This window comes from Hafnia paralvei (assembly GCF_020150375.1).
Lineage (GTDB): Bacteria > Pseudomonadota > Gammaproteobacteria > Enterobacterales > Enterobacteriaceae > Hafnia > Hafnia paralvei.
Map to the genome: position 1 here is coordinate 1,455,333 of NZ_CP083737.1, position 26,278 is coordinate 1,481,610.

The 26,278-nt window shown below is 49.7% G+C and carries 21 protein-coding genes and 1 pseudogene; 17 read left to right on the forward strand and 5 right to left on the reverse strand.

Features of this window, described 5'->3' with window-relative positions; genetic code table 11:
- Window positions 1-149 precede the first annotated feature (149 nt).
- From K9N75_RS06865 to K9N75_RS06880, 4 genes are read left to right on the forward strand one after another with little or no spacing between them, the layout of a single operon-like run.
- A complete protein-coding gene (locus K9N75_RS06865) occupies window positions 150-1,097 on the forward strand; it encodes a YbgA family protein (protein WP_008812770.1) in 948 nt (315 codons plus the stop codon).
- A gap of 54 nt (window positions 1,098-1,151) precedes the next feature.
- The gene (gene phrB, locus K9N75_RS06870; RefSeq protein ID WP_130996645.1) at window positions 1,152-2,582 is read left to right on the forward strand and encodes a deoxyribodipyrimidine photo-lyase; all 1,431 of its coding nucleotides are present in this window, start codon (window positions 1,152-1,154) and stop codon (window positions 2,580-2,582) included.
- A gap of 34 nt (window positions 2,583-2,616) precedes the next feature.
- Window positions 2,617-3,600 carry a 3',5'-cyclic-nucleotide phosphodiesterase gene (locus tag K9N75_RS06875; RefSeq protein WP_130961966.1) on the forward strand — a complete coding sequence of 328 codons (984 nt, stop codon included), beginning with the start codon at window positions 2,617-2,619 and terminating at the stop codon, window positions 3,598-3,600.
- 31 nt (window positions 3,601-3,631) lie between these two features.
- Window positions 3,632-4,375, forward strand: a complete 744-nt coding sequence (locus K9N75_RS06880; protein WP_039187106.1) for a type 2 GTP cyclohydrolase I — start codon at window positions 3,632-3,634, stop codon at window positions 4,373-4,375.
- 57 nt (window positions 4,376-4,432) lie between these two features.
- Here the strand turns inward: K9N75_RS06880 and K9N75_RS06885 are convergent, their stop codons facing one another.
- The 4 genes from K9N75_RS06885 to xapA form a co-directional block, all read right to left on the reverse strand.
- Window positions 4,433-4,768, reverse strand: a complete 336-nt coding sequence (locus K9N75_RS06885; RefSeq protein ID WP_004096550.1) for a zinc ribbon domain-containing protein YjdM — start codon at window positions 4,766-4,768, stop codon at window positions 4,433-4,435.
- 239 nt (window positions 4,769-5,007) lie between these two features.
- Window positions 5,008-5,943: a LysR family transcriptional regulator gene (locus K9N75_RS06890; RefSeq protein WP_048797489.1), complete on the reverse strand. Its 936-nt coding sequence runs from the start codon at window positions 5,941-5,943 to the stop codon at window positions 5,008-5,010.
- Between the two features lie 117 nt (window positions 5,944-6,060).
- A complete protein-coding gene (gene tsgA / locus K9N75_RS06895) occupies window positions 6,061-7,275 on the reverse strand; it encodes an MFS transporter TsgA (RefSeq protein WP_039187103.1) in 1,215 nt (404 codons plus the stop codon).
- A 196-nt stretch (window positions 7,276-7,471) separates the two neighbouring features.
- A complete protein-coding gene (gene xapA / locus K9N75_RS06900; RefSeq protein ID WP_130976188.1) occupies window positions 7,472-8,308 on the reverse strand; it encodes a xanthosine phosphorylase in 837 nt (278 codons plus the stop codon).
- A 299-nt stretch (window positions 8,309-8,607) separates the two neighbouring features.
- Here xapA and pxpB point away from each other — a divergent pair, with 299 nt between their 5' ends.
- The 4 genes from pxpB to nei all read left to right on the forward strand — a co-directional run bounded on the left by pxpB (window position 8,608) and on the right by nei (window position 11,775).
- Window positions 8,608-9,264, forward strand: a complete 657-nt coding sequence (gene pxpB / locus K9N75_RS06905; protein ID WP_008812777.1) for a 5-oxoprolinase subunit PxpB — start codon at window positions 8,608-8,610, stop codon at window positions 9,262-9,264.
- Entirely contained in the window at window positions 9,258-10,187 is a 930-nt protein-coding gene (pxpC, locus tag K9N75_RS06910; protein ID WP_224452390.1) for a 5-oxoprolinase subunit PxpC, read from the forward strand. The genes pxpB and pxpC overlap by 7 nt, the downstream gene beginning before the upstream one ends.
- Window positions 10,180-10,914, forward strand: coding sequence for a 5-oxoprolinase subunit PxpA (pxpA, locus tag K9N75_RS06915; RefSeq protein WP_224452391.1), 735 nt, complete (start codon window positions 10,180-10,182; stop codon window positions 10,912-10,914). The genes pxpC and pxpA overlap by 8 nt, the downstream gene beginning before the upstream one ends.
- Before the next feature lie 69 nt (window positions 10,915-10,983).
- Entirely contained in the window at window positions 10,984-11,775 is a 792-nt protein-coding gene (gene nei / locus K9N75_RS06920; RefSeq protein WP_224452392.1) for an endonuclease VIII, read from the forward strand.
- Between the two features lie 69 nt (window positions 11,776-11,844).
- Here nei and K9N75_RS06925 read toward each other — a convergent pair whose 3' ends face one another.
- Window positions 11,845-13,128: a citrate synthase gene (locus tag K9N75_RS06925; protein WP_008812781.1), complete on the reverse strand. Its 1,284-nt coding sequence runs from the start codon at window positions 13,126-13,128 to the stop codon at window positions 11,845-11,847.
- Window positions 13,129-13,945: 817 nt separating this feature from the next.
- Between K9N75_RS06925 and sdhC the strand changes: the two are divergent.
- The 9 genes and pseudogenes from sdhC (at window position 13,946) to cydA (ending at window position 26,265) form a co-directional block, all read left to right on the forward strand.
- Window positions 13,946-14,349: pseudogene (gene sdhC / locus K9N75_RS06930) on the forward strand (succinate dehydrogenase cytochrome b556 subunit).
- Entirely contained in the window at window positions 14,343-14,705 is a 363-nt protein-coding gene (sdhD, locus tag K9N75_RS06935) for a succinate dehydrogenase membrane anchor subunit (protein ID WP_004096583.1), read from the forward strand. Before sdhC ends, sdhD begins: the two are co-directional and overlap by 7 nt.
- A gap of 1 nt (window position 14,706) precedes the next feature.
- Entirely contained in the window at window positions 14,707-16,488 is a 1,782-nt protein-coding gene (gene sdhA / locus K9N75_RS06940; RefSeq protein WP_039187093.1) for a succinate dehydrogenase flavoprotein subunit, read from the forward strand.
- Between the two features lie 50 nt (window positions 16,489-16,538).
- Entirely contained in the window at window positions 16,539-17,255 is a 717-nt protein-coding gene (locus K9N75_RS06945) for a succinate dehydrogenase iron-sulfur subunit (protein WP_004096588.1), read from the forward strand.
- 327 nt (window positions 17,256-17,582) lie between these two features.
- Window positions 17,583-20,390: a 2-oxoglutarate dehydrogenase E1 component gene (gene sucA, locus K9N75_RS06950; protein WP_008812783.1), complete on the forward strand. Its 2,808-nt coding sequence runs from the start codon at window positions 17,583-17,585 to the stop codon at window positions 20,388-20,390.
- A gap of 74 nt (window positions 20,391-20,464) precedes the next feature.
- A complete protein-coding gene (gene odhB, locus K9N75_RS06955; protein ID WP_004096591.1) occupies window positions 20,465-21,679 on the forward strand; it encodes a 2-oxoglutarate dehydrogenase complex dihydrolipoyllysine-residue succinyltransferase in 1,215 nt (404 codons plus the stop codon).
- 197 nt (window positions 21,680-21,876) lie between these two features.
- A complete protein-coding gene (gene sucC, locus K9N75_RS06960) occupies window positions 21,877-23,043 on the forward strand; it encodes an ADP-forming succinate--CoA ligase subunit beta (protein ID WP_004096596.1) in 1,167 nt (388 codons plus the stop codon).
- Entirely contained in the window at window positions 23,043-23,912 is an 870-nt protein-coding gene (gene sucD, locus K9N75_RS06965; protein WP_004096598.1) for a succinate--CoA ligase subunit alpha, read from the forward strand. The genes sucC and sucD overlap by 1 nt, the downstream gene beginning before the upstream one ends.
- Before the next feature lie 790 nt (window positions 23,913-24,702).
- Window positions 24,703-26,265: a cytochrome ubiquinol oxidase subunit I gene (gene cydA, locus K9N75_RS06970; RefSeq protein WP_004096599.1), complete on the forward strand. Its 1,563-nt coding sequence runs from the start codon at window positions 24,703-24,705 to the stop codon at window positions 26,263-26,265.
- Window positions 26,266-26,278 lie beyond the last annotated feature (13 nt).

Below are 26,278 nucleotides of genomic sequence, written 5' to 3' on the forward strand. Positions count from 1 at the left end.
TTTTTGTTATCTGAGATCGGTAAAAGGCTTTTTCTGTTTGGTTTAGCGTTGATTGTTCATATCCCTACCTTTCCTTGGTGTAATTCATCTCTGTCAGCGCCTACACTGAAAGAGCACAATCCATAAAACATTGATAACAGAGGTGCGCGATGACAGAAAAAATTCCAGTAGGTGTGAGTGCCTGTTTACTCGGTGAGAATGTTCGTTTCGATGGTGGGCATAAACGCCTACCTTTTGCCGTTGATGAGCTTGCTCCATTCGTACGCTTCGAAGCGATCTGCCCTGAGATGGCAATAGGTTTACCTTCGCCAAGACCCACTCTGCGCTTGATTAAGCAGGGAGATGATGTGGCTTTGGTCAACAGCCGTGATGGGGAAGGGGATGTTACGCAGAAAATGCGTGAGTTTTCAAAGCAGAAAGTGGCCAGCCTTGAGCATCTGTGTGGATATATCGTGTGTGCTAAATCACCAAGCTGTGGCATGGAGCGAGTTAAGGTTTATACCGAGCACGATGCGCGTAAAAGCGGGGTGGGAATCTTTACACAGCAGTTGATGGAACGGCTGCCGTGGTTACCGGTGGAAGAGGATGGGAGACTTTACGATCCCGATTTGCGTGAGAATTTTGTCGAGCGTATTTATGCCCTGCATGAGTTCAACCAGCTTTGGCAACAAGGGCTAACGCGCGGTGCTCTGGTTGCCTTCCACAGCCGTTATAAACTCTCGTTGCTGGCGCATTCGCAGCCTGAATATCGCGAGCTGGGACGTTTTGTTGCAGCCATGGAGCAGTGGGAGTCTTTAGACGAATATGCGTATGAATACCGTAACCGCTTTATGGCGTTGCTGAAGCACAAGGCTTCGCGCCGCAATCACACTAACGTTTTGCAACACGTTCAGGGTTATTTCCGTCGCCAGCTTACCAGTAGCCAGCGGCAGGAGTTGGCTGATTTAATCCTGCGTTATCGTCAAGGTACTCAGCCCTTATTAGCACCGATTACGCTTCTGCGTCACTATCTGAATGAATATCCTGACAGCTACCTTGCGGGGCAGCGTTATTTTGATCCGTATCCTGAAGTGCTGCGTCTACGTTACGGGCATTAGGATTATCTCAATGCGGTACGGATTATTTTGGATACACACCGACAAGGAAAAGTAATGACTGCCACACATGTTGTCTGGTTTCGTAATGATTTGAGGATAACCGATAACCGAGCTCTGCATGCGGCCTGCCAAGATCCGCAGGCTAAGGTTATTGCTGTGTATATCGCAACGCCTGAACAGTGGAAGCAGCATGATATGGCGCCGCGTCAGGCGGCGTTTATTCATCAGAATCTGCAGTGTTTGGTGCATGCGCTCGCAGGGAAAAACATTCCACTGTTTTATCATCAGTGCACTGACTTCACCGCGAGCGCTAAATGGTTGGTCGATTTCTGCCAAAAAAATGAAGTTACCGATCTATTTTACAACCGCCAGTATGAGCTTAATGAGCGGCGTCGCGATGATGCAGTGACCGAGCTGTTAGCCGAAGTTTGTGGGATTCACTCATTTGATGATGCTTTATTACTTCCGCCGGGCAGCGTTGTGACCGGTAGCGGAGAGATGTACAAAGTATTTACTCCCTTTCGTAACGCTTTTTTGCAACGTTTGACTCATTCGGATGTGCGATCTTTACCTGCGCCGAAAACAAGAGATCAAGCCTGTGAAATGAGTGAAATCAAACCGTTTGATTATTCCCAGCAGGGTCTAGATTCTGTGCTCTTCCCCGCTGGGGAAGAGGCTGCATTACAGAGGCTGCGTGTTTTTTGTCGCGAGCATGTTCAGGATTATGCTCAGCAGCGAGATATTCCGGCTGTTGATGGAACCAGTGTTCTTTCCCCCTATCTAGCCGTTGGTGTTTTGTCACCGCGTCAGTGCTTGAATCGTTTGTTAGCCGAGTGCCCAGATACGTTGGAAGATGGAGAGAGCGGCGCGTTTGTTTGGCTCAATGAGCTAGTTTGGCGAGAGTTTTATCGTCATTTATTGGTCGCGTATCCAAAACTGTGCCGCCATAAGCCGTTTATCGCGTGGACTGATCATGTTCGTTGGAGCGGTGATATTGAACATTTGACGGCGTGGCAGCAGGGAAAAACGGGCTATCCGATTGTGGATGCCGCCATGCGGCAACTGAATCACACCGGCTGGATGCATAACCGTCTGCGTATGATTGTGGCCAGTTTTTTGGTTAAGGATCTGTTGATTAACTGGCGCGCTGGCGAGCGTTATTTTATGTCACAGTTGGTAGACGGCGATCTGGCAGCCAACAACGGTGGATGGCAATGGGCCGCTTCCTCGGGAACGGATGCTGCACCTTATTTTCGCATTTTTAACCCCACGACACAGGGGGAGCGCTTTGATAAAAAAGGCGATTTCATCCGTCGCTGGCTCCCAGAGTTGGCAGATGTGCCAGACAGTGATATCCATCACCCGCATCAATGGGCGATGAAACAATGCCGCGTGTTAGACTACCCTCAACCGCTGGTGGATCACGCTCTAGCGCGTAAGCAGACTCTTCAGGCTTTTGAGGACGCTAAGCGGCGCGCAGGCTGATATTTCCAGCTTCACTGCAAGGAGCATATACCACATGCGAAAGACACTGATAGCGGTGTTGCTGGCGGGTTATTCCGCATTTACCTGGGCCGGTTTTGACGTTGTCGCCCTGGGGACTCAAGGGGGAGCATCTGGCGATAACTTAACGTCTTACCTTATTCGTACCGATGGTGATGCGCGTTATATTGCATTGGACGCAGGCAGCGTTCTCACCGGCATTGCTAAGGGCGTTGAGAAAGGCAGTTTCCCTGATGTTACGGCGGAAAAAGCGGCTCCGCTCACTCAGCAGGGTTACGTTTTCCGTGAGCAGATTAATGCTTATTTCATTAGCCATCCGCATCTCGATCATGTAGCTGGTTTAGTTCTTGGCTCCCCAGATGACAAGAAAAAAACGGTTTATAGCTTAGCCGATAGTGCCAATACGTTGCATAACCACTATTTTAACTGGAAAAGTTGGCCAAACTTTAGTGATTCGGGCAACGGTGAGCGACTAGGGACTTATCGCATTAATGCGCCGCGTGTGGGGCAGATATTTACGTTAGGGACTACGTCGATGCGGGGCGTCATCTATCCGCTAAGCCATGATGGAACTGTATCATCGATGCTGCTAATTCATTCCCCTCGTGGTGAATCGTTCGCTTATTTTGGTGATACTGGTGCGGATGCTCAAGAGAAGTCTAAAAACCTTGATGCTGTTTGGCGGGTTTTAGGACCTCTGATTCAGCAAAAATCTCTCAAGGGCATGATTATCGAAACCTCTTATGATAATCAGCAGCCTGACAAGAAACTCTTTGGGCATTTAACGCCTAAGTTGCTACTTTCTGAGCTGAAGAATCTTGAGAAATACAGCGGTGGAGAGGGGGCGCTCAAAGATTTTCCCGTCGTGGTTAGCCATATAAAATCCACGATGGTGGCGGGTAAAGATCCACTGGCGCTGATTCAACAACAGCTGAGCGAAGGAAATTCGCTCGGGGTTAATTTTATATATATGCAACAAGGCGATAAAGCCGAGTTCTAATTCTTAAATCAAATATTCGTGAATAGACGTTATGAACAATATTGAACTAGAAAAATTGCTCGATCGACATCTAAGTGCCGATGAGTTTCGTGATTATGCACCTAACGGTTTACAGGTTGAGGGCCGTCAGGAGATCAAAAAAGTGGTCACCGGAGTGACGGCCTGTCAGGCGTTGCTAGATGCGGCCGTCGCAGAGCAGGCCGATGCCATTTTAGTGCATCACGGTTATTTCTGGAAAAATGATGCCCCAACGGTGCGCGGTATGCGTCGCCATCGTTTGAAGACGCTGTTAATTAACGATATCAATCTGTATGGCTATCATCTGCCACTGGATGCACATCCGGTGCTGGGGAATAACGCTCAACTGGCACGTGCAATGAAAATCAAACCACTGGGATTGATCGATCCATTGCTGCCCTATGGCGAGTTTGAACAACCAATGAGCGCTGGTGAAGTCATTGGCCGCTTGGAGCGTAAGCTCCAGCACAGCGTATTGCACAGCGGCGATAATGCTCCGCTGGAGATCCGTCGCGTTGCTTGGTGTACCGGTGGTGGTCAGAGCTATATCGAACAGGCGGCTGAGTTTGGCGTAGATGCCTTTATCAGCGGTGAAGTTTCAGAGAAAACTATTCATATTGCGCGTGAAATGGGGCTGCATTTCTTTGCTGCAGGTCATCATGCGACCGAGCGTGGCGGAATTCGTGCATTAGGTGAGTGGTTAGCCACCGAACATGGGCTAGACGTGAAGTTTATCGATATTCCCAACCCCGCATAAATTGGCGGGAGGATGCTCCGTTGCTGCTGACGCCCATGAGCAGCAACGGAGACTATTTTAGTTCTTTTTAACGAACTCAGATTTCAGCTTCATTTGGCCGAAACCATCGATTTTGCAATCGATGTTATGGTCACCTTCAACCAAACGGATGTTCTTCACTTTGGTGCCGATTTTCAGCATGGAAGAACTGCCTTTCACTTTTAGATCTTTGATAACGGTGACGGAATCGCCATCAACCAGCAGGTTGCCGTTAGCATCCTTTACGACAAGCTCATCGCTTTCCTCTGCGGGAGCGCTGTCATTCCACTCATAGGCACACTCAGGGCAGATGTACATATCGTTGTCCTGATAGGTGTATTCAGAGTTGCACTTCGGGCAGCTTGGTAATTGCATGATAATGTCGCCTTAAACAGAAATTAAAAAATGCAGCACTGCTATCGTGTTGATTGATGCCCAAACTTATTAGCGTTTCTTAAGCCACGTTGGGATCTAGCAGGAGGTCCGCAGGGCGGATCTGCAAAGCGCGCGATCATACAACTTTTGACCAGTATCGAAAATGATTTATGTTAAAAAGATCGCGATTAGGTGCTTTCTTATAACGTAAATATAGCATCTTGCGCAGTTTGTGGTCGCTATTCGGTCATTTTGCCTAGCGCTTGTAAAAATGCATGGGCGATGGGGGATTGGTGCTCCCTAAGATAGAGCGCGTAGAGATCTGCGGGAATTTGCTGATTAAGCGGCATAAATTTGACGCCCGGCCAGTGAATCAGTGAACAGGTTTCAGGCAGCAAAGCAATACCTAGTCCTGCGCTGACCAAGGCCAGTACGGTCTGCGGTTCCATCGCCTGCTGAGCGATCAGCGGGTAGAATCCCGTTTGCACGCAATAATCGTAAAGTTGCTGGGCAAAATCGCTGTGACTGAATGAAAGGGAAATAAAAGGGCGCTCGGCGAGCTGCATCAAATCGAGGCTTTCAAACTGACATAACGGATCATGTTCTAACAAAGCCACCATCACCGATTCACGAGAAATATGTTGATAGCTGATGTTTGGCGTCGATTGAATCGCTACGTTGCGATTGATGCCAATATCGATCGTGTGCTGCATGATTTGTTCAATTTGGCGCTGTTGTGGAAGTTCGTGCAGCGTCCATGTTGCATGTGGGTAGTCAACGCGGAATGCTTTCAAGGCGGGCAGTAGCGCTCCCCACAGCGCAGTGCCGATAATGCCGATGTTTAAATGCTGGTTTTCATTTCGTCCAATCTGGCGGACATAATTCAGTGAGGTTTCGGTAGCACTTAGAATGCGATCGACCTCGGTTTTAAGCACTCGTCCGGCATGGGTTAGTGCGACTTTTCTGCTGTTGCGCTCAAGGAGTTTGATCTCAAGAATATCCTCTAACTCTTTGATCTGAGTACTGAGCGGCGGCTGAGATATATTGAGCTGTGCGGCTGCGCGACCAAAATGCAGTTCATCGGCGAGCACTTGAAAATAACGTAGCATCCGTAGGCTGATGCGGCCATTGCTATGTACGTTACTGGCAAGCTGAGCGATTGGGGTATTGGGCATCACAAGCCTGAGTTGATAAAAGGAGGATAGCCGCATAATGCAGATAGCGGCAAAGGGAGTCAATCCGCAAGCCAACAATACCTCCCCTCGATGTAAAGGGGAGGCTGGATCTTAATGTTATAGGCTAGGCTCTATCGACTGAGTCTGAGCGATTTTTTCTGCTCGGCTGCATGCCATCGCGGCGAGTAGCGCAATGAGTAGCAGTGCATAAGAGATTGCCGCAGTGCCCAGCGCCCAATGAAGTCCGTAGTAAGAATTCATCAGTGAAGATACGGTTGCAAATAACAGTGTGCCCACGGTACCGCAGGTCAGTAGCGCAGAGATCAGCGTGGGTGGACTCTGGCGAACCTGAAGAGAACCATAGCTCATTAGCCCTGAGAAAAGCCCCGAATTAAAGAAGCCAAAGACACCACATGCCACCATAATCAATTGGGTATTTGCGCTGGTCGTGATGACTAAAATTGATGCCATGCCAACAACCGTACACGCTAGCAGGAAAGTGCGTAGCTTCATGAGCTTGACTGTGAACTGATTCACAAACAGTCCTGTTGCTTTCGCCCACCAATAGCATGCAGCAAACAATGCTGCATCTTGTTGCGTCATGTGGAAGCGATCTTGCAGGTAGGTTGGTGTCCACATGGTGAAAATCGGCTCAGCCAATAAGAAGGCAAAGAGCGCAAAGCACAATAAATAAACGGCGGGTCCCCATGATTCGGCAGTTGCTTTTGCGTGCTGATTCGAAGTTTCTACTGGGGCTTCAGTGGTTGGGAAACGACTGCGCAGGGCGATAGATAACATCAGTGCGCCAATCGCGCCCATAATGGCATACATGGCTAACCAGTTTGCGCCGAGTTTAAACACCCATGCTAAAACGATAGAGAGCGTCGCGCCTGCTAAACTGAAGAAAAAATCAGTAAAAATCAGGCTGGAGGAGCGTTTCTTTTCTTCAGGATTGATGCGTACAACCAGATAGCTACCGATGGTCATAAACACACCACCGCATGCCCCGATAAGCGTGACTGCAACGCTGAAGACGGTCAGCGTTGGACTTATGAATAACAATATGCTGACAATAATGGTGATAACAGACGCTACGATGAGCGGTTTTTGCAGTCCCCATTTTTTCATCAAAATGCCGCCAAGCATAATTGGCAGGAACATCCCGAGGTTCATCAGAGTAAATACTTGGCCAATGAAACTGTAGTCTTTATGAAATGCGTCGCACAGTGGGCCAAGTACGATGCCGAGCGTTGAAACTAGCGCACCGACAAAGTAGTAACTGAGGTAAGAAATCGCGTTCATATTCACGCGAGAGAAAGATGACTCTGTCATAGCGAAACTCCACATAGGAGAGCAAATGATACGGGCTTATGCTGTAACATTTTCGTTGAAGCTCGATTTACGGTGAATGGTAGGGATGGGCCATAGCCGCGTTAGCCGCCAGAACGCCTAACCCTATGCCAATCACCGTGTAGCGCGATCTCTTAAACGAGGGTATTACGCTTATCCTGCCCGCTATTTATCTGTATTAATTAGCGTAACCCGCAACGAAAGTACCGATCAGGCGAACAAAATCATCTGTCACCATCGCCGCACATTTCAGCGTTTGTTCATGAGATAGCTCGACGTCGCTGAGGCCTTCAGCCATGTTGGTGATGGCGGAAACGGCCAGCACTTTCAGTCCACAATGGCGAGCGGCAATCACTTCCGGTACCACTGACATTCCAACCACGTCGCCGCCAATCATCTGCATCATGCGGATTTCAGCGGCCGTTTCGAAATTAGGTCCTGGATAGGAAACAAATACGCCTTCGTGAAGTTTGAGATCCAAGGAGGACGCCGTTTGGTGTAGACGACCGCGTAGCTCAGCGTCATACGCATTGGCTAGACTGAAGAAACGTGGGCCAAAACGTTCATCGTTCGGTCCTACCAGCGGTGTGGATGGCATCGTGTTAATGTGATCGTTCAGTGCGACCAAGCTGCCCGCTGGGATTCCCGTGTTCAGTGAACCCGCAGCGTTAGTGCAGAACAGAAACTCGCAGCCTAAAAGTTTAAAGGTGCGCACCGCTGGGGTCATGATGCCCATGCCTTTGCCTTCGTAAAAATGGCCGCGCCCTTTCATACAAACTACGTCTACGCCGTTGATAGAGCCTAAAACGAGTTCACCGGCATGGCCGACGACGGTGCTTACCGGAAAACCGGGTAGGTCTTGATACGAAATGGCGGTTTTGTTGTCGAGTTGGTCGGCAAATACGCCTAAGCCGGAGCCGAGGATCAGTGCGATACGTGGCTGAAAGTTCGGCTTGGCTGCGCGGATGATTTCGGCGGCGTGAAAGGGAAAGTTGTCACAATGAGAGAAAGACATAATCGACTCCAAGAGGAAAGGTATGCCCGCATTGTGTGTATGGCTTCGATTGGCAATCCAATTTTAAAAATGCGTTGATTGATTCGGAAATCGTATTGATCGCAATTTAGCGTAATTTATATTTCAGATTCAGAGGATTGTGAGTGCGGGCGGTATGAAGCAAAGTTTTTTGTTGCCAAACCAAATTGTCGTTATGTGATCTGAATCTCACTGGCTCACGTATTGACGACAGTGCTGTCTTTGCGCATAAGTTAACGTAGTAGCTGATAATTTGGGGTTACGTCCATAGGGAGGCTGTCTTGCAAAAAGCACGGTGTTATCTGTTAGGTGAACGCGCGGCGGTGTTAGAACTTGAGCCACCATTATCGTTAGAAAGCCAGAAGCGTATTTGGTCATTAGCGACTCGGCTGCGTGAATATCCCAATGTGTCGGAAGTGATTCCCGGAATGAACAATATTACGCTGCTGCTCTCTGTGCCGGAGACTGAACCGGTTGAGGTTTTAGACAAATTGCAACAGTGGTGGGAAGAGAGCGAGTCCGTACAGCCAGAAGTGCGTCATATTGATATTCCAGTCGTTTATGGCGGCGCAGAAGGGCCTGATTTGGAAGAGGTCGCGCTGTTTCACGGACTCACCGAGCGCCAAGTGGTTGAGCTACATAGCAGTGCAGAATATGTGGTGTATTTCCTCGGATTTCAGCCCGGTTTTGGCTACCTTGGCGGTTTGCCTGAAGCCTTACACACCGCGAGACGAGGGGTGCCGCGAGTGAAGGTTCCGCAAGGATCGGTAGGTATCGGTGGTAGCCATACCGGCGTTTATCCTCTGGCCTCGCCGGGGGGCTGGCAGATTATCGGCAATACGCCACTGGCGTTATTTGATCCCCATGCATCACCTTCGACGTTATTACGTCCCGGCGATAGCGTGCGCTTTGTCCCGCAAAAGGAGGGAGTATGCTGAACATTATTCGCGCTGGATTACAAACAACGGTGCAGGATCAGGGGCGTAACGGTTTACGTGGGCAGGGCGTTAGCTTGGGCGGTGCGCTTGATGCTCCTGCGTTGTACGCCGCTAATTTACTGGTGGGAAATAGAGGTACTGATGCGGGGCTTGAAGTCACTCTCGGCGAATGCACGGTAGAATTCACCCGTGATGGTTGGATGGCGTTAACAGGGGCAGGATGCGACGCGTATTTGGATAAACAGCGTATATGGACGGGGTGGAACTACCCAGTTTGCGCGGGGCAGCGTTTAGTCTTGCATCGCCCGAAGCGTGGAATGCGCAGCTATCTTGCGGTGAGTGGCGGTATTGATGTACCCAAGGTGCTCGGCTCGCGGAGTACCGATCTGACCGGTGGTTTTGGTGGCTTAGACGGGAGAAGGCTGAAAGATGGCGATGTTTTGCCGCTTGGCGAGGTTCGGCGTGTTCCGCAAAAATCGCAGGGTATTAAACAATTGCTGTTCAATAACTATATCCGTGTGCTGCCTGGTCCTGAATATCAAGAGTTTAGTCCAGAAGAGCAGGCGTTTTTCTGGCGTACACCGTGGCACCTTAGCCCTCAGAGCAACCGCATGGGATATCGCTTAAACGGCCATGTGCTCAGACGTAGTAGTTCACGTGAAATGTTTGCACATGGGCTGTTACCCGGCGTGATTCAGGTTCCACACGGTGGCCAGCCGATAGTATTAATGGCCGATGCCCAGACAACCGGTGGTTATCCACGTATTGCCTGCGTGATCGAGGCCGATCTCTATCACCTCGCCCAAATCCGTTTGGGAGAACCGATCCATTTCATTCGCTGTACGCTGGCCGAAGCACAGCAGGCCTATAAAGAACAAAAAATCTATCTGCGTCAACTTGAGAGAGGATTACAGGGTGATTGATCTCAATGCTGATTTGGGGGAAGGCTGTGCCAATGATTACGCGCTGTTAACGTTGGTGAGCTCAGCAAATATCGCCTGTGGATATCATGCTGGTGATGATGCCACTATGCATCAATCTGTCCTCTGGGCAAAAGAGTTGGGTGTCGCGGTGGGGGCGCATCCGAGCTTTCTCGATCGGGCTAACTTTGGTCGGCGTCGGCAGACGTTGTCCCCAGACGAGGTCTATCAATTGGTGATGGAGCAACTGAACGCGCTAAACCGCCATTGCCTTGCGCTCGAGGTTAGGTTACGGCACGTAAAGCCACATGGCATGCTTTATAATCAGGCGGCGGTCGAACCTCAACTGGCTTACGCAATTGCCCATGCCGTGTTTGATTTTGATCCTGCTTTGCGTTTGGTTGGGTTAGCGGGCAGTGAGATGATCCGCGCCGGAAAGCTATTGGGGCTGACCACGTGGCAGGAAGTTTTTGCCGATCGTAACTATCAAGCCGATGGCACTCTGGTACCGCGTAGCCAGCCTGATGCGCTGATTACTGACGATCAACAGGCGTTACGTCATACTTTGATGATGGTGCAGCACAATCAGATTGTGACACCACAAGGTGATAGGGTACCAGTGCAGGCGGACACGGTTTGTTTACATGGTGATAACATGCATGTTCTTGCTTTCGCTCAGTTACTTCGCCAGCATTTCTTGCAACAGGGTATCGAGGTGGGCGCGGGCTGAAGTTTTGACTCCGTAACCAATCGCGCTATTCTGGCGACATGTTGTCGTCTGGTGTAAGAGAGTGGAGCCATGCCTGAAGGGCCAGAAATTCGTCGTGCGGCGGACAAGTTAACGGATGCCGTGGTGGGTAAACCGTTAACCGAAGTGTGGTTCGCATTTCCTCAGTTAAAGCATTATCAGCCTCAGTTGATTGGCGAAAAAATCGAAGATATCGAAACGCGGGGTAAAGCGCTGCTGACGCACTTTTCCAATGGTTTAACCATGTATAGTCACAATCAACTGTACGGCGTATGGAAAATTGTTGCTGCTGGAGAAACGCCGAATACGAAGCGCGATCTGCGTGTGCGCCTTGAAACAGAGGATCAAGCGATCCTGCTTTATAGTGCCTCTGATATCACTATTGCGCCACGAGAGGAGATTGCTCAGCATCCGTTTTTACAACGCGTTGGGCCCGATGTTCTTGATTTATGCCTAACGGCTGAACAGGTAAAAGAGCGTTTGATGCTGCCGGCATTTCGTCGTCGTCAGTTTGGTGGGTTATTGCTGGATCAGCGCTTCTTGGCGGGGCTAGGTAATTACCTACGGGTTGAGATTTTATGGGATGTTGAATTGGCGCCGACCCATAATGCTCAATCATTGCGTCCTGAACAGCTGGAGCATTTGTCTCATGCTTTGCTGGAGATTCCACGTCTTTCGTATAACACGCGTGGCACCATGGACGAAGATGTGCATCATGGCGCGCTTTTTCAGTTCAAGGTGTTTCACCGCGCCGGTGAACCTTGTTTGCGCTGCGGGCAGATGATTGAAAAAACAATGATATCTTCGCGGCCCTTTTACTGGTGCCCGAATTGTCAGCGTTAAGGTTGATATAAAAAATAACCCCACCGAACAGTAAAATGCGGTGGGGTTATAGCGTATCGATTTCTTAAATTACTTCTTCAGCTTAGACTCAAACGGACGTTTGTCATAACCGGTATACAGCTGACGAGGACGAGCAATTTTGATGCCGTCGTCGTGCATTTCGTTCCAGTGAGCGATCCAGCCTACGGTACGTGCCATGGCAAAGATGACGGTAAACATGGAAGACGGAATACCCATCGCTTTCAAGATAATACCTGAGTAGAAATCTACGTTTGGATACAGTTTCTTCTCAATGAAGTACGGGTCGTTCAGCGCGATGTGCTCCAACTCCATGGCCACTTCCAGCAGGTCATCTTGCAGATTCAGCTCTTTTAACACTTCATGACAGGTTTCACGCATCACGGTAGCGCGTGGATCATAGTTTTTATAAACACGATGACCAAAGCCCATCAGGCGGAAAGAATCGTTCTTGTCTTTAGCTCGGCGCACAAATTCTGGGATGTGATCGACTGAGCTGATCTCTTCCAGCATTTTCAACGCGGCTTCGTTGGCTCCGCCGTGCGCTGGCCCCCAAAGAGATGCGATACCGGCTGCGATACAGGCAAATGGGTTTGCGCCAGAAGAACCGGCGGTACGCACGGTGGAGGTCGATGCGTTCTGCTCATGGTCAGCGTGCAGGATTAAAATGCGATCCATGGCGCGTTCCAGAACTGGATTCACTACATACTCTTCACACGGTGTTGAGAACATCATATTCAGGAAGTTGCCGGAATAGGAGAGGTTATTCTTTGGATAAACAAACGGTTGGCCGAGTGAATATTTGTAGCACATCGCCGCCAACGTCGGCATTTTTGATAACAGGCGATACGCTGCAATTTCACGATGACGCTCGTTGTTAACGTCCAGAGAGTCGTGATAGAACGCTGCTAAAGAGGCGGTGACGCCGCACATTACCGCCATTGGGTGAGAGTCGCGACGGAAACCGTGGAACAGACGAGTAATCTGCTCATGGATCATGGTGTGGCGCGTAACGGTGGTTTTGAACGTTTCATACTCTTCCGGTGTTGGCGCTTCGCCATACAGCAGAATGTAACAAACTTCGAGGTAGTTGGAGTTTTTGGCCAACTCGTCGATAGGGAAGCCGCGGTGCAGCAAAATGCCTTCATCACCGTCGATATAGGTGATTTTTGATTCGCAAGAGGCCGTGGATGTAAATCCTGGGTCAAACGTGAAGTAGCCTTTTGAACCCAAACTGCGAATATCAATTTCTTCGCCGCCCAATGTGCCGGAAAGCACATCAAGTTCAATCGTTTCAGAACCGTTTAGCGTTAGCGTCGCTTTCTTGTTAGCCATTACAGTCTCCTTAGCGCCTCTAGATTTAAGAACCATTAACGACCGACTCACCGATATTGGGTACTAGCCTCCCTGTTAGCGGTTCTTCGCGCCCTGCTGACCACCGTCGATTTTCGTGGCGGTCTTAAATTATAGGGTACAGAGTGCAATTTATCCTGCTAACGGCCAGTTCGTCGTTCGACGACTACTCGCTCGTCGATGTTTAGAATGTTAACGATTCGTTGGTATTCTTTATAACATAATTAATTATTGCCTACGTTAAACCTATGGGTATTCACATATTCCACTGTTGCATAACTTTGCGCTGGGGGAAAGAGTTTGCTCATCAATAGTACAACGTAGGTCTATTCGCCACTCTGTTGTAACGGAAATGTTGATTCCTTGTCAAATCATGTAATTAATTTTGTCGTATTTGTTAATTTCGTGACTCATATCACTGTTCCGGTCAAATGTCTTTATTCAGGTTGTATTCGAATTGTAATCAAAATGTGATGCTTCTATACTGCCGCCAGGTCTCCGGGACTTTCTGTTTTTCTAGGGTTGTACCCTCTAAGAAACTGCCCTGAAGTTGGAGCACCCAGCGTGAATATGGAGCGCGCCGTTTTAGCACAGTGGAAGCTGTTGGCGTGTAACGTAAAGGATTTTATACCCAAACTTATTGGGGTTGCGCAAAGGCAGCAAGCGAGAGAATCTCAGTAAACCTACCTATTGGTGCAACTGGGGAACGAACGCGGCTAACGTTGCAGCAATGCCAAGTAGGAAGGGGATACGCTGCTTGACCCCGCCCAGGCCCGGAGGAAGGAAAATAATAAGAGCTGTGTGGGCGCTATAATGATAAAAAATGTCAAAAAACAAAGACCTGTCAATCTGGATCTGCAAACGATCCGATTTCCCGTTACTGCGATAGCCTCCATATTACACCGCGCATCAGGTGTGATTACCTTTGTTTCCATCGGTATCCTGCTTTGGCTATTGGGCCTTTCTCTTGCTTCTCCTGAAGGGTTTGCTCAAGCCGCAGCGGTCATGGATAGCTTCATCGTTAAATTCATTGTGTGGGGGATCCTCACCGCATTGGCATACCACATCTGTGGTGGTATTCGTCACATGCTGATGGATTTTGGCTATATCGAAGAGAGTTTCGCCGCAGGTAGTCGCACAGCTTACATTTCATTTGCGATCACCGTCGTACTTTCTATTTTAGCTGGAGTCCTCGTATGGTAACCCCAAACTCAAAAAGCAGTGCATCTGCCTTAGGGCGTAATGGTGTTCATGATTGGTTACTGCTACGTGCGGCGGCCATCGTTATTACGTTATATGTCCTCTATATCCTCGGTTTTATCTTTACCGCAGACTCTCTTACTTACGAAATCTGGCGCGGATTTTTCGCATCAAACATCACTAAGGTCTTTACCGTGCTCACGTTGGTATCAATTTTGGCTCACGCTTGGATTGGTATGTGGCAAGTGTTAACGGATTACATTAAACCGCTGGCATTACGGCTGATTTTGCAGCTGGTTATCGTTGTCGCGTTAGTGGTTTATTTGGTTTATGGAACATTAGTTGTGTGGGGTGCCTAACATGAGTCAGTCAGTTAGTGGTCTTGAAGTCAGAGAATTTGATGCAGTGGTTATTGGTGCTGGTGGTGCAGGTATGCGCGCAGCACTGCAAATTTCCCAAATGGGGCTGTCTTGTGCTCTGTTATCTAAGGTATTCCCAACCCGTTCTCATACCGTTTCCGCTCAGGGTGGCATCACGGTTGCGCTAGGTAATACTCATGAAGATAACTGGGAATGGCACATGTATGACACGGTGAAAGGTTCCGACTATATCGGTGACCAAGACGCCATTGAGTATATGTGTAAAACCGGCCCAGAAGCGATATTGGAACTGGAGCACATGGGGCTGCCGTTCTCTCGTTTGGACGATGGTCGTATTTATCAGCGCCCATTTGGCGGTCAGTCGAAAAATTTCGGCGGTGAGCAGGCGGCGCGTACCGCCGCCGCCGCTGACCGTACAGGTCATGCGCTTTTACATACGCTGTATCAGCAAAACCTGAAAAACCACACCACGATCTTCTCCGAATGGTATGCGTTGGATCTGGTGAAAAACCAAGACGGCGCGGTTGTAGGTACCACCGCCATCTGCATTGAGACGGGTGAAGTCGTTTATTTCAAAGCGAAAGCGACCATTTTGGCTACCGGTGGTGCAGGTCGTATTTATCAGTCAACGACCAATGCGCACATTAATACCGGTGATGGCGTAGGTATGGCGCTGCGTGCGGGTGTACCGGTTCAGGACATGGAAATGTGGCAGTTCCACCCAACCGGTATTGCCGGTGCAGGGGTTCTGGTCACAGAGGGATGCCGTGGTGAAGGCGGTTATCTACTGAACAAACACGGTGAGCGTTTCATGGAGCGCTATGCACCAAACGCGAAAGATCTGGCGGGTCGTGACGTGGTTGCGCGTTCCATCATGATTGAGATTCGTGAAGGACGTGGTTGTGATGGTCCTTGGGGGCCACACGCCAAACTGAAGCTGGATCACTTAGGTAAAGATGTACTTGAAGCGCGTCTGCCGGGGATCTTAGAACTGTCTCGTACCTTTGCTCACGTCGATCCGGTGAAAGAGCCGATCCCTGTGATCCCAACCTGTCACTATATGATGGGCGGGATCCCGACCAAAGTGACCGGTCAGGCGTTGACGGTTAATGAGAAGGGCGAAGACGTTGTCATTCCGGGGCTGTTTGCGGTTGGCGAAATTGCCTGCGTATCGGTTCACGGCGCAAACCGTTTAGGCGGTAACTCGCTGCTCGATTTGGTGGTGTTCGGTCGCTCAGCGGGTCTACACCTGCAAGAATGTTTGATGGAGCAAGGCCCAAGTCGCGATGCTAGCGAATCGGATATTGAAGCCTCTCTGGATCGTATGAACCGTTGGAACAACACTCGCAGCGGTGAAGATCCGGTGCAAATTCGTAAAGACCTGCAATCCTGCATGCAGCACAACTTCTCGGTATTCCGTGAGGGTGATGCGATGGCGAAAGGGTTGGAAGAGCTGAAAGTGATTCGTGAGCGTCTGAAAAATGCGCGTCTGGATGATACTTCTAGCGATTTCAACACTCAGCGTGTTGAGTGTCTGGAATTGGATAACCTGATGGAAACTGCTTTTGCGACCGCAGTTTCAGCGAATTTCCGTACCGAAAGCCGTGGGGCACATAGCCGCTTTGATTTCCCGGATCGTGATGACGCTAACTGGCTGTGCCACAGCCTGTATCTGCCGCAAACCGAGAGCATGACACGCCGCAGCGTGAACATGGAACCTAAGTTACGTCCGGCGTTCCCGCCGAAGATCCGTACTTACTGATTGGTTAATCAATTACTCGGTTAGTTACCCTTTTTTGCGGAGAAACGGTCATGAAAGTAGAGTTTTCAGTTTATCGCTATAACCCGGACGTCGATAACGCGCCGCGGATGCAAGATTACACCCTCGAGGCCGAAGAAGGCCGCGACATGATGCTGCTAGATGCGCTGATTTTGCTTAAGGAGCAAGATCCAACGTTAGCATTCCGTCGCTCCTGCCGTGAAGGTGTATGCGGTTCTGACGGCGTGAATATGAACGGCAAGAACGGCTTAGCCTGCATTACCCCCGTCTCAACCTTGCAGCGCGCGGGCAAAAAAATTGTGATCCGCCCATTACCAGGGCTGCCGGTGGTGCGTGACTTGGTTGTTGATATGGGCCAGTTCTATACCCAATACGAAAAAATTAAGCCGTATTTGCTCAATGATGGTAAGAATCCGCCTGCACGTGAACATCTGCAGATGCCAGAACAGCGCGAAAAGTTGGACGGTTTGTACGAGTGTATTCTGTGTGCATGCTGCTCAACGTCGTGCCCATCCTTCTGGTGGAACCCAGATAAGTTTATCGGTCCTGCGGGGTTGCTGGCCTCATATCGCTTCCTGATTGACAGCCGAGATACGGAAACGGATAGCCGTTTGGACGATTTAGATGACGCTTTCAGCGTATTCCGCTGCCATAGCATCATGAACTGCGTAAATGTATGTCCAAAAGGCTTGAACCCGACCCGTGCAATTGGTCATATTAAGTCTATGCTGCTGCATCGTAGTGCATAGCACTTAAATTGTTTAAGATTCCAACGGTTAGCGTTGGATTTGTGCAAACCTCTCTCTCCTCGAAAGAGGAGGGAAGAGGGGTTGCAATAGGTAGCACCTAGACGTAAGACACATTTTTGCAACAGGTGATGTATCTTCGTCACAAAAAGCACATAGAGTCATCTGACGATAGGTGCAATTACTATAAGATGGTTACGGTAAAGTAATTACGTTGTATGTAATTACGATAAATGTTTTTAATAACACTCGGTTGGATGCGAGAAATTGTTAAAAGCATGATGTTTATCACGGCGAAAACTAAAGCTGAAAACAGCTTAAGGGATCATGATGCAGAACGGCGCAATGAAGGCCTGGCTGGATTCCTCCTATCTGGCGGGCGCAAACCAGTCCTACATAGAGCAGCTCTATGAAGACTATCTCACCGATCCTGACTCGGTGGATCTGAGCTGGAAGGAAATTTTCCAACAGTTGCCGACGATCGGCCTGAAATCGGAACAATTCCACTCCCAAACTCGAGACTACTTCCGTCGTCTGGCGAAAGACCCGTCCCGGTTTAATATCTCACTAAACGACCCTGATACGGACGCTAAGCAGGTCAAGGTGTTGCAGATGATCAACGCCTTCCGTTTCCGTGGTCATCAACAAGCCAATCTGGATCCATTAGGCTTGTGGAAACAGGATGCGGTGCCAGATCTGGAACCCTCTTTCCACAACCTGACTGAAGAAGATTTTGATCAGACTTTCAACGTGGGTTCTTTTGCCATCGGCAAAGAGACCATGAAGCTGTCCGATCTGTATCAGGCACTTAAGCAAACTTATTGTGGTTCTATCGGTGCAGAGTATATGCACATCACCAACACTGAAGAAAAACGTTGGATTCAGCAGCGCTTGGAATCAGTGGTCGGTCAGCCTTCCTTTACTCAAGAAGAAAAACAGCGTTTCCTGCGTGAACTAACCGCAGCGGAAGGGCTGGAGCGTTATTTGGGCGCTAAGTTCCCAGGCGCGAAACGCTTCTCACTGGAAGGTGGCGACGCGTTGGTACCGATGCTCAAAGAACTGATCCGTCATGCCGGTAAGAATGGCACCCGTGAAGCCGTTCTAGGGATGGCGCACCGCGGTCGTCTGAACGTGCTGATTAACGTGCTGGGTAAAAAGCCGCAGGATCTGTTCGACGAGTTTGCCGGTAAACATAAAGAACACCTCGGTGCAGGCGACGTTAAGTACCATATGGGCTTCTCGTCAGACGTCGAAACCGAAGGCGGTCTAGTGCATTTAGCGCTGGCCTTTAACCCGTCACATCTGGAAATTGTCAGTCCGGTGGTTATGGGCTCTGTCCGCGCCCGTCGCGATCGTTTGGATGAAGCGCGTAGCAATATGGTCCTGCCTATTACCATCCACGGTGATGCAGCCATTGCAGGTCAAGGCATCGTGCAGGAGACGCTGAACATGTCTCAGGCGCGTGGCTATGAAGTGGGCGGTACCGTTCGTATCGTGATTAATAACCAAATCGGTTTTACCACCTCTAACCCGAAAGATGCGCGATCTACTCAGTATTGTACTGACATTGCCAAAATGGTTCAGGCGCCGATCTTCCATGTGAACGCGGACGATCCTGAAGCCGTTGCCTTTGTGACGCGTCTGGCCCTCGATTTCCGTAACACCTTTAAACGTGATGTGATGATCGATCTGGTGTGCTACCGCCGCCATGGTCATAACGAAGCTGATGAGCCAAGTGCAACTCAGCCAGTGATGTACCAGAAAATCAAAAAACATCCGACCCCGCGTAAAATCTACGCTGACAAGCTGACCGAGCAGAGCGTTGCCTCTCTCGAAGATGCCACGGAAATGGTTAACCTTTATCGTGATGCGTTGGATCGCGGCGAGTGCGTGGTGGACGAATGGCGCCCAATGAACATGCACACCTTTACATGGTCTCCGTACCTGAACCATGAATGGGATGAGGTTTATCCAAGCACCGTTGAGCTCAAACGCTTACAAGATTTGGCTCGTCGCATCAGTCGTGCGCCTGAATCGGTCGAAATGCAGTCTCGTGTTGCCAAGATTTATGGTGACCGTGCCGAGATGGCAGAAGGCAACAAGCCGTTTGACTGGGGCGCGGCAGAAAATCTGGCGTACGCCACGCTGGTTGATGAAGGTGTACCAGTGCGTATTTCTGGCGAGGACTGTGGGCGTGGTACGTTCTTCCACCGTCACTCAGTGATTCATAACCAGAAAGATGGTTCGGTATATATTCCTCTGGAAAATGTACATAACGGGCAGGGCGACTTCAAAGTATGGGATTCTGTGCTGTCTGAAGCCGCTGTTCTGGCTTTTGAATATGGTTACGCCACCGCAGAGCCGCGCACGTTGACCATCTGGGAAGCGCAGTTTGGTGACTTCGCCAACGGTGCTCAGGTGGTCATCGACCAGTTCATCAGCTCTGGCGAGCAGAAGTGGGGGCGTCTGTGTGGTTTGGTTATGTTGCTGCCACATGGCTATGAAGGCCAAGGCCCTGAGCACTCCTCTGCGCGCCTAGAACGTTATCTGCAACTGTGTGCAGATCAGAATATGCAGGTCTGTATTCCGTCTACACCGGCTCAGGTTTATCACATGCTGCGTCGTCAGGCACTGCGCGGAATGCGTCGTCCTCTCATCGTGATGTCGCCTAAGTCTCTGCTGCGCCATCCGTTGGCGGTATCTTCTCTGGAAGAACTAGCAAACGGCAGCTTCCAGCCGGTCATCGGCGAGATTGATGATATCGATCCAAAAGACGTGAAACGTGTGGTGATGTGTTCCGGTAAGGTCTATTACGATCTGTTGGAACAACGTCGCAAGAATGAACAGAAAGACGTGGCGATTGTGCGTATCGAGCAGTTGTATCCATTCCCTCACCAGGCGATTCAGGATGCATTTGCACCTTATGCTCACGTACATGATTTTGTTTGGTGTCAGGAAGAACCACTGAACCAAGGTGCTTGGTACTGTAGCCAGCATAACTTCCGTGAAGTGATTCCTTTTGGAGCATCGTTGCGTTATGCGGGGCGTGCAGCATCGGCTTCGCCAGCTGTGGGTTATATGTCGGTTCACCAGAAGCAGCAACAGGATCTGGTTAACGACGCGCTGAACGTGGAATAACTAGAGCTCAAAAGAAAGTCTGGGCGCATTAGCGCCCAGTTCTGCAAAAAATTGGTTATAAAAAAGGATATAGCATGAGTAGCGTAGAAATTCTGGTCCCTGACCTACCTGAATCCGTTGCCGACGCTACGGTTGCAACGTGGCACAAAAAACCGGGCGATACCGTCGCTCGTGATGAAGTTATCGTTGAAATCGAAACCGACAAAGTTGTTCTGGAAGTGCCAGCGCCGGAAGCCGGCATTATGGATGCGATTCTGGAAGAAGAGGGTGCGACCGTGCTTTCTCGCCAGTTGTTGGGGCGCCTGCGCCCTGCGGATGTATCCGGCAAACCTACCACCGATAAAGCCCAGTCTTCTGAATCTACGCCTTCATCTCGTCACACAGCGGCTCTGGAAGAAGGGAGCAGCGATGCGCAGGGGCCAGCGATTCGTCGTCTGTTGGCCGAACACTCGTTGAACGCGGCCGATATTAAAGGCACCGGCGTCGGTGGCCGTATCACCCGTGAAGACGTTGATAAGCATTTAGCTTCTGCGGCACCAAAAGCAGCCAAAGCTGCTGAGCCCGAAGTTGTTGCCGCACCGCTGGGTGCGCGTACCGAAAAACGCGTGCCGATGACCCGCCTGCGTAAGCGTGTGGCCGAACGTTTGCTGGAAGCGAAAAACAGCACCGCTATGCTGACGACGTTTAACGAAGTGAACATGAAGCCAATCATGGACATGCGTAAGCAGTATGGCGAAGCTTTCGAAAAACGCCATGGTGTGCGTCTGGGCTTTATGTCCTTCTACATCAAAGCCGTATTGGAAGCCTTGAAACGCTATCCAGAAGTGAACGCCTCTATCGACGGCGAAGACGTGGTGTATCACAACTATTTTGACGTGAGCATTGCGGTTTCTACGCCTCGTGGTCTGGTCACTCCAGTGCTGCGTAACGTTGATACGCTGGGCATGGCTGACATTGAGAAAAATATTAAAGAACTCGCAGTAAAAGGCCGTGACGGAAAACTGAAAGTTGAAGAACTGACCGGCGGTAATTTCACCATTACCAACGGCGGCGTATTTGGCTCTCTGATGTCTACACCGATCATCAACCCACCACAGAGCGCGATTCTGGGCATGCACGCTATCAAAGATCGTCCTATGGCGGTCAATGGCCAAGTGGTGATCCTACCCATGATGTATCTGGCTCTGTCTTACGATCATCGCCTGATCGACGGACGTGAATCCGTAGGCTTCTTGGTGACGGTGAAAGAGATGCTGGAAGATCCGGCTCGTCTGCTGCTGGACGTCTAAGTAACAAAATATTTGGCATTGCTATGCAATGGCCTGCTTCGGTGGGCCTCTTACCTAAAATAAGAGCCAGTCATGATAGGCGTGATGAGCGTAAGCAGTTTGCGGGCGGGCAGCGCGGAGAAATTCGAACACAGCCCAACCACAAAATGACAAGCGTAATAGCCTAGCAGGCTCGGCGACAAAATGGATAGAACATCATGAATCTACACGAATATCAGGCCAAACAACTGTTTGCTCGGTATGGTTTACCGGCACCGGTCGGTTATGCCTGCACCACACCTCGCGAAGCAGAAGAAGCAGCATCCAAAATCGGTTCAGGTCCGTGGGTGGTGAAATGTCAGGTTCACGCTGGTGGCCGCGGTAAAGCGGGCGGCGTTAAGCTGGTTAAGTCTAAAGAAGAGATCCGTGCTTTTGCAGAAAACTGGTTAGGTAAGCGTTTAGTGACTTACCAAACGGATGCGTTGGGTCAGCCGGTGCATCAGATTCTGGTTGAAGGCGCAACGGATATTGATAAAGAACTGTATCTTGGTGCGGTTGTCGATCGTGGAACGCGTCGCGTTGTTTTCATGGCATCGACCGAAGGTGGTGTGGAAATTGAGAAAGTGGCCGATGAAACGCCACACTTAATCCATAAGACGGCGATAGATCCATTGACGGGTCCACAGCCTTATCAAGGCCGTGAGCTGGCATTCAAACTGGGTCTTACCGGCAAACAAGTGGGTCAATTCACCAAAATCTTTATGGGCCTGGCGACGCTGTTCCTTGAGCGCGATCTGGCTTTAGTCGAAATCAACCCGCTGGTGATCACCAAGCAGGGCGATTTGATTTGCTTGGACGGAAAACTGAGCGCGGATGGTAACGCATTGTTCCGTCAGGCGGAACTGCGTGAAATGCGTGACCCTTCTCAGGAAGATGCGCGTGAGTCTCAGGCGGCTCAGTGGGAACTGAACTACGTAGCTCTGGACGGTAACATCGGTTGCATGGTTAACGGCGCGGGTCTGGCGATGGGCACCATGGATATCGTTAAACTACATGGCGGCGAACCGGCGAACTTCCTCGACGTTGGCGGCGGTGCTACGAAAGAGCGCGTCACTGAGGCGTTTAAAATTATTCTGTCTGACGAGAAAGTGAAAGCGGTTCTGGTCAACATCTTCGGTGGTATCGTGCGTTGTGATCTGATTGCCGACGGCATCATCGGGGCGGTGGCTGAAGTTGGGGTTAATGTCCCTGTGGTCGTGCGTTTGGAAGGTAACAACGCCGAGCTGGGGGCGAAGAAACTGGCTGACAGCGGTTTGAATATTATAGCAGCGAAAAGCTTAACGGATGCTGCGCAGCAGGTTGTTGCTGCCGTGGAGGGGAAATAATGTCCATTTTAATTAATAAAGATACCAAAGTGATCTGCCAAGGTTTTACCGGCAGTCAGGGCACTTTCCACTCTGAGCAGGCGTTAGCCTACGGGACTAAATTGGTCGGCGGTGTTACGCCGGGCAAAGGAGGCACCGAACATTTGGGGCTGCCTGTATTTAACACCGTCCGTGAAGCGGTAGAAGCCACTGGTGCAACGGCATCGGTCATTTATGTTCCAGCACCTTTCTGCAAAGATTCTATTCTGGAAGCGATTGATGCTGGGATTAAACTGATCATCTGTATCACCGAAGGTATTCCAACGCTGGATATGCTGGTTGTGAAAGCGAAGCTGGAACAAAGCGACGCACGCATGATTGGGCCGAACTGTCCGGGCGTCATCACCCCAGGCGAATGTAAAATCGGTATCATGCCGGGCCATATCCACTTGCCGGGCAAGGTCGGGATCGTTTCTCGTTCTGGTACGCTGACTTATGAAGCGGTTAAGCAGACGACGGATATTGGTTTTGGTCAGTCAAGCTGTGTCGGTATCGGCGGCGACCCCATTCCTGGCTCTAACTTCATTGATATCCTGAAGCTGTTCCAAGAAGATCCACAAACTGAAGTTATCGTGATGATTGGTGAGATCGGTGGTAACGCAGAAGAAGACGCCGCGGCTTATATCAAAGATCATGTGACTAAGCCCGTTGTTGGCTACATTGCTGGTGTGACCGCGCCTAAAGGCAAACGTATGGGACATGCTGGTGCAATTATCGCTGGTGGGAAAGGTACTGCCGACGAGAAATTTGCTGCGCTAGAAGCCGCAGGTGTGAAAACCGTTCGTAGCTTGGCCGAAATTGGCAACGCGGTAAAAACAGTTTTGCGTTGAGTCTTGAGCAAGCCTGATGGTTTGTCTCCTGCGAAAATTAAATGAAACATAGTGTTTCGACATATTGGGTCACTTCGGTGGCCCTTTTTTATCTGCGCTATTTTATGCTGCGCCTGTCCACCTATCTTTCCTCTTCTGTCATTAACGTCTCTCTGATTTGCGTAACCTTTCGTTCTTGTATGCTGACTATTTGTCACTCAGGTTTATTACTCTGTTATTCAAAATGAGAGGGTATGAAAATAAAAAATCACGTAAAAGAAACAGCGCATAGAATAAATAACAATCAGTTAACAATAAGTAACCATGAATGCGTTTATGATACTTTTACTTAACATAGATCAATGAAATTACTATAAAAAAATGCCAGAAATAGTGCCTTAAACAGAGTGTTTTGCTAATCTTGCTGTAGATCAATTTTGGGTGATTATAAGCATTTGCCTAAAACGTGACCTAACTACACAAATCTAATTCCTAACACGAAAATACCTATTTATTGTGTGGGAATGGCGGGGTACTATTTACCCGTCTGTAATACTGAGTCGTTTTTATTGTTATATTTGTTATCTTCCTTCGGTTTTTCGTTGCAAACGTTTTCTGAACTATGCTGATGGAGTGGATTTTGCTCAACGTCGATAGCGAAGTTTTGGAAAGCGTAGGCTGCTGGGAATTGGGGGAGGTTCCAATTTGTTGTTGAAGGGCATTCACTGCTGGTAGTTATGTGACTTCCGTACTCGAACGGAAGCCGTGTTGCCGCAAGTCGGAGTCTTCCTGCGAGGAGCAAGGAGTCAAGATGTTGGATATTGTCGAACTGTCACGGTTACAGTTTGCCTTAACGGCGATGTATCACTTCCTATTTGTGCCATTGACGCTAGGTATGGCGTTCTTATTGGCCATCATGGAAACGGTATACGTCCTGACTGGCAAGCAAGTTTATAAAGATATGACCAAGTTCTGGGGCAAGTTGTTTGGTATCAACTTTGCACTTGGGGTTGCCACGGGTCTAACCATGGAATTCCAATTCGGGACTAACTGGTCATATTATTCCCATTACGTTGGAGACATCTTCGGTGCGCCGCTGGCGATCGAGGGTCTGATGGCGTTCTTCCTTGAATCTACCTTTGTTGGTCTGTTCTTCTTTGGCTGGGATCGTCTGGGCAAAGTGCAGCACTTAGCAACAACATGGTTAGTCGCGCTGGGTTCTAACCTGTCCGCACTATGGATCTTGGTTGCTAACGGCTGGATGCAGAACCCAATCGCTTCGGATTTCAACTTCGAAACCATGCGTATGGAAATGGTGAGCTTCTCTGAGCTGGTATTAAACCCAGTTGCTCAGGTGAAATTTGTGCACACCGTTTCTGCGGGCTATGTCACTGGCGCCATGTTTATTCTAGGTATCAGCTCTTACTATCTGCTGAAAGGCCGTGACTTCGCATTTGCTAAGCGTTCCTTTGCCATTGCGGCGGCGTTTGGTCTGGCTGCATCACTGTCTGTTATCGTGCTGGGTGACGAATCCGGTTACGAAATGGGTGACGTGCAGAAAACCAAACTGGCAGCTATTGAAGCTGAGTGGGAAACTCAACCGGCTCCAGCATCATTCACTCTGTTTGGTATTCCTAATCAGGAAACCATGACGAACGAATATGCCATTCACATCCCTTACGCTCTTGGCCTGATCGCGACCCGTTCGCTCGATCAGCAAGTGACTGGCCTGAAAGAGCTGATGGCTCAGCATCAGGTTCGTATCCGTAACGGTATGAAAGCCTATGAATTGCTGCAGGAGCTGCGTACCGGCAATACCGATCCAGCTGTGCGTAACGAATTCAATAAAGCCAAGCAGGACTTGGGCTACGGTATGTTGCTAAAACGCTATACCGACAACCCATCTCAGGCTAGCGAAGAGCAGATTCAGGCTGCAACTAAAGATTCTATTCCTAAAGTTGCTCCACTGTATTTCGCATTCCGTATCATGGTGGCATGTGGCTTTGCGCTGTTGCTGATTATTGCTTTGTCCTTCTGGACGGTAATTCGTGGCAACGTAGGTAAAAAACGTTGGTTGCACCGTGCGGCGCTGCTGGGTATTCCATTGCCTTGGATTGCTTGTGAAGCGGGCTGGTTTGTTGCTGAATATGGTCGTCAACCATGGGCTATCGGTGAAGTATTGCCGACTGCGGTGGCGAACTCTTCACTGACAACGGGCGATCTGCTGTTCTCCATTATTCTTATCTGCGGTCTGTACACGCTGTTCTTAGTCGCAGAAATGTATTTGATGTTCAAATTCGCTCGTCTGGGTCCAAGCAGCCTGAAGACCGGTCGTTATCATTTTGAACAGACGAATGCAGTAGAAGCGCGCTAACAGGAGTCCACGC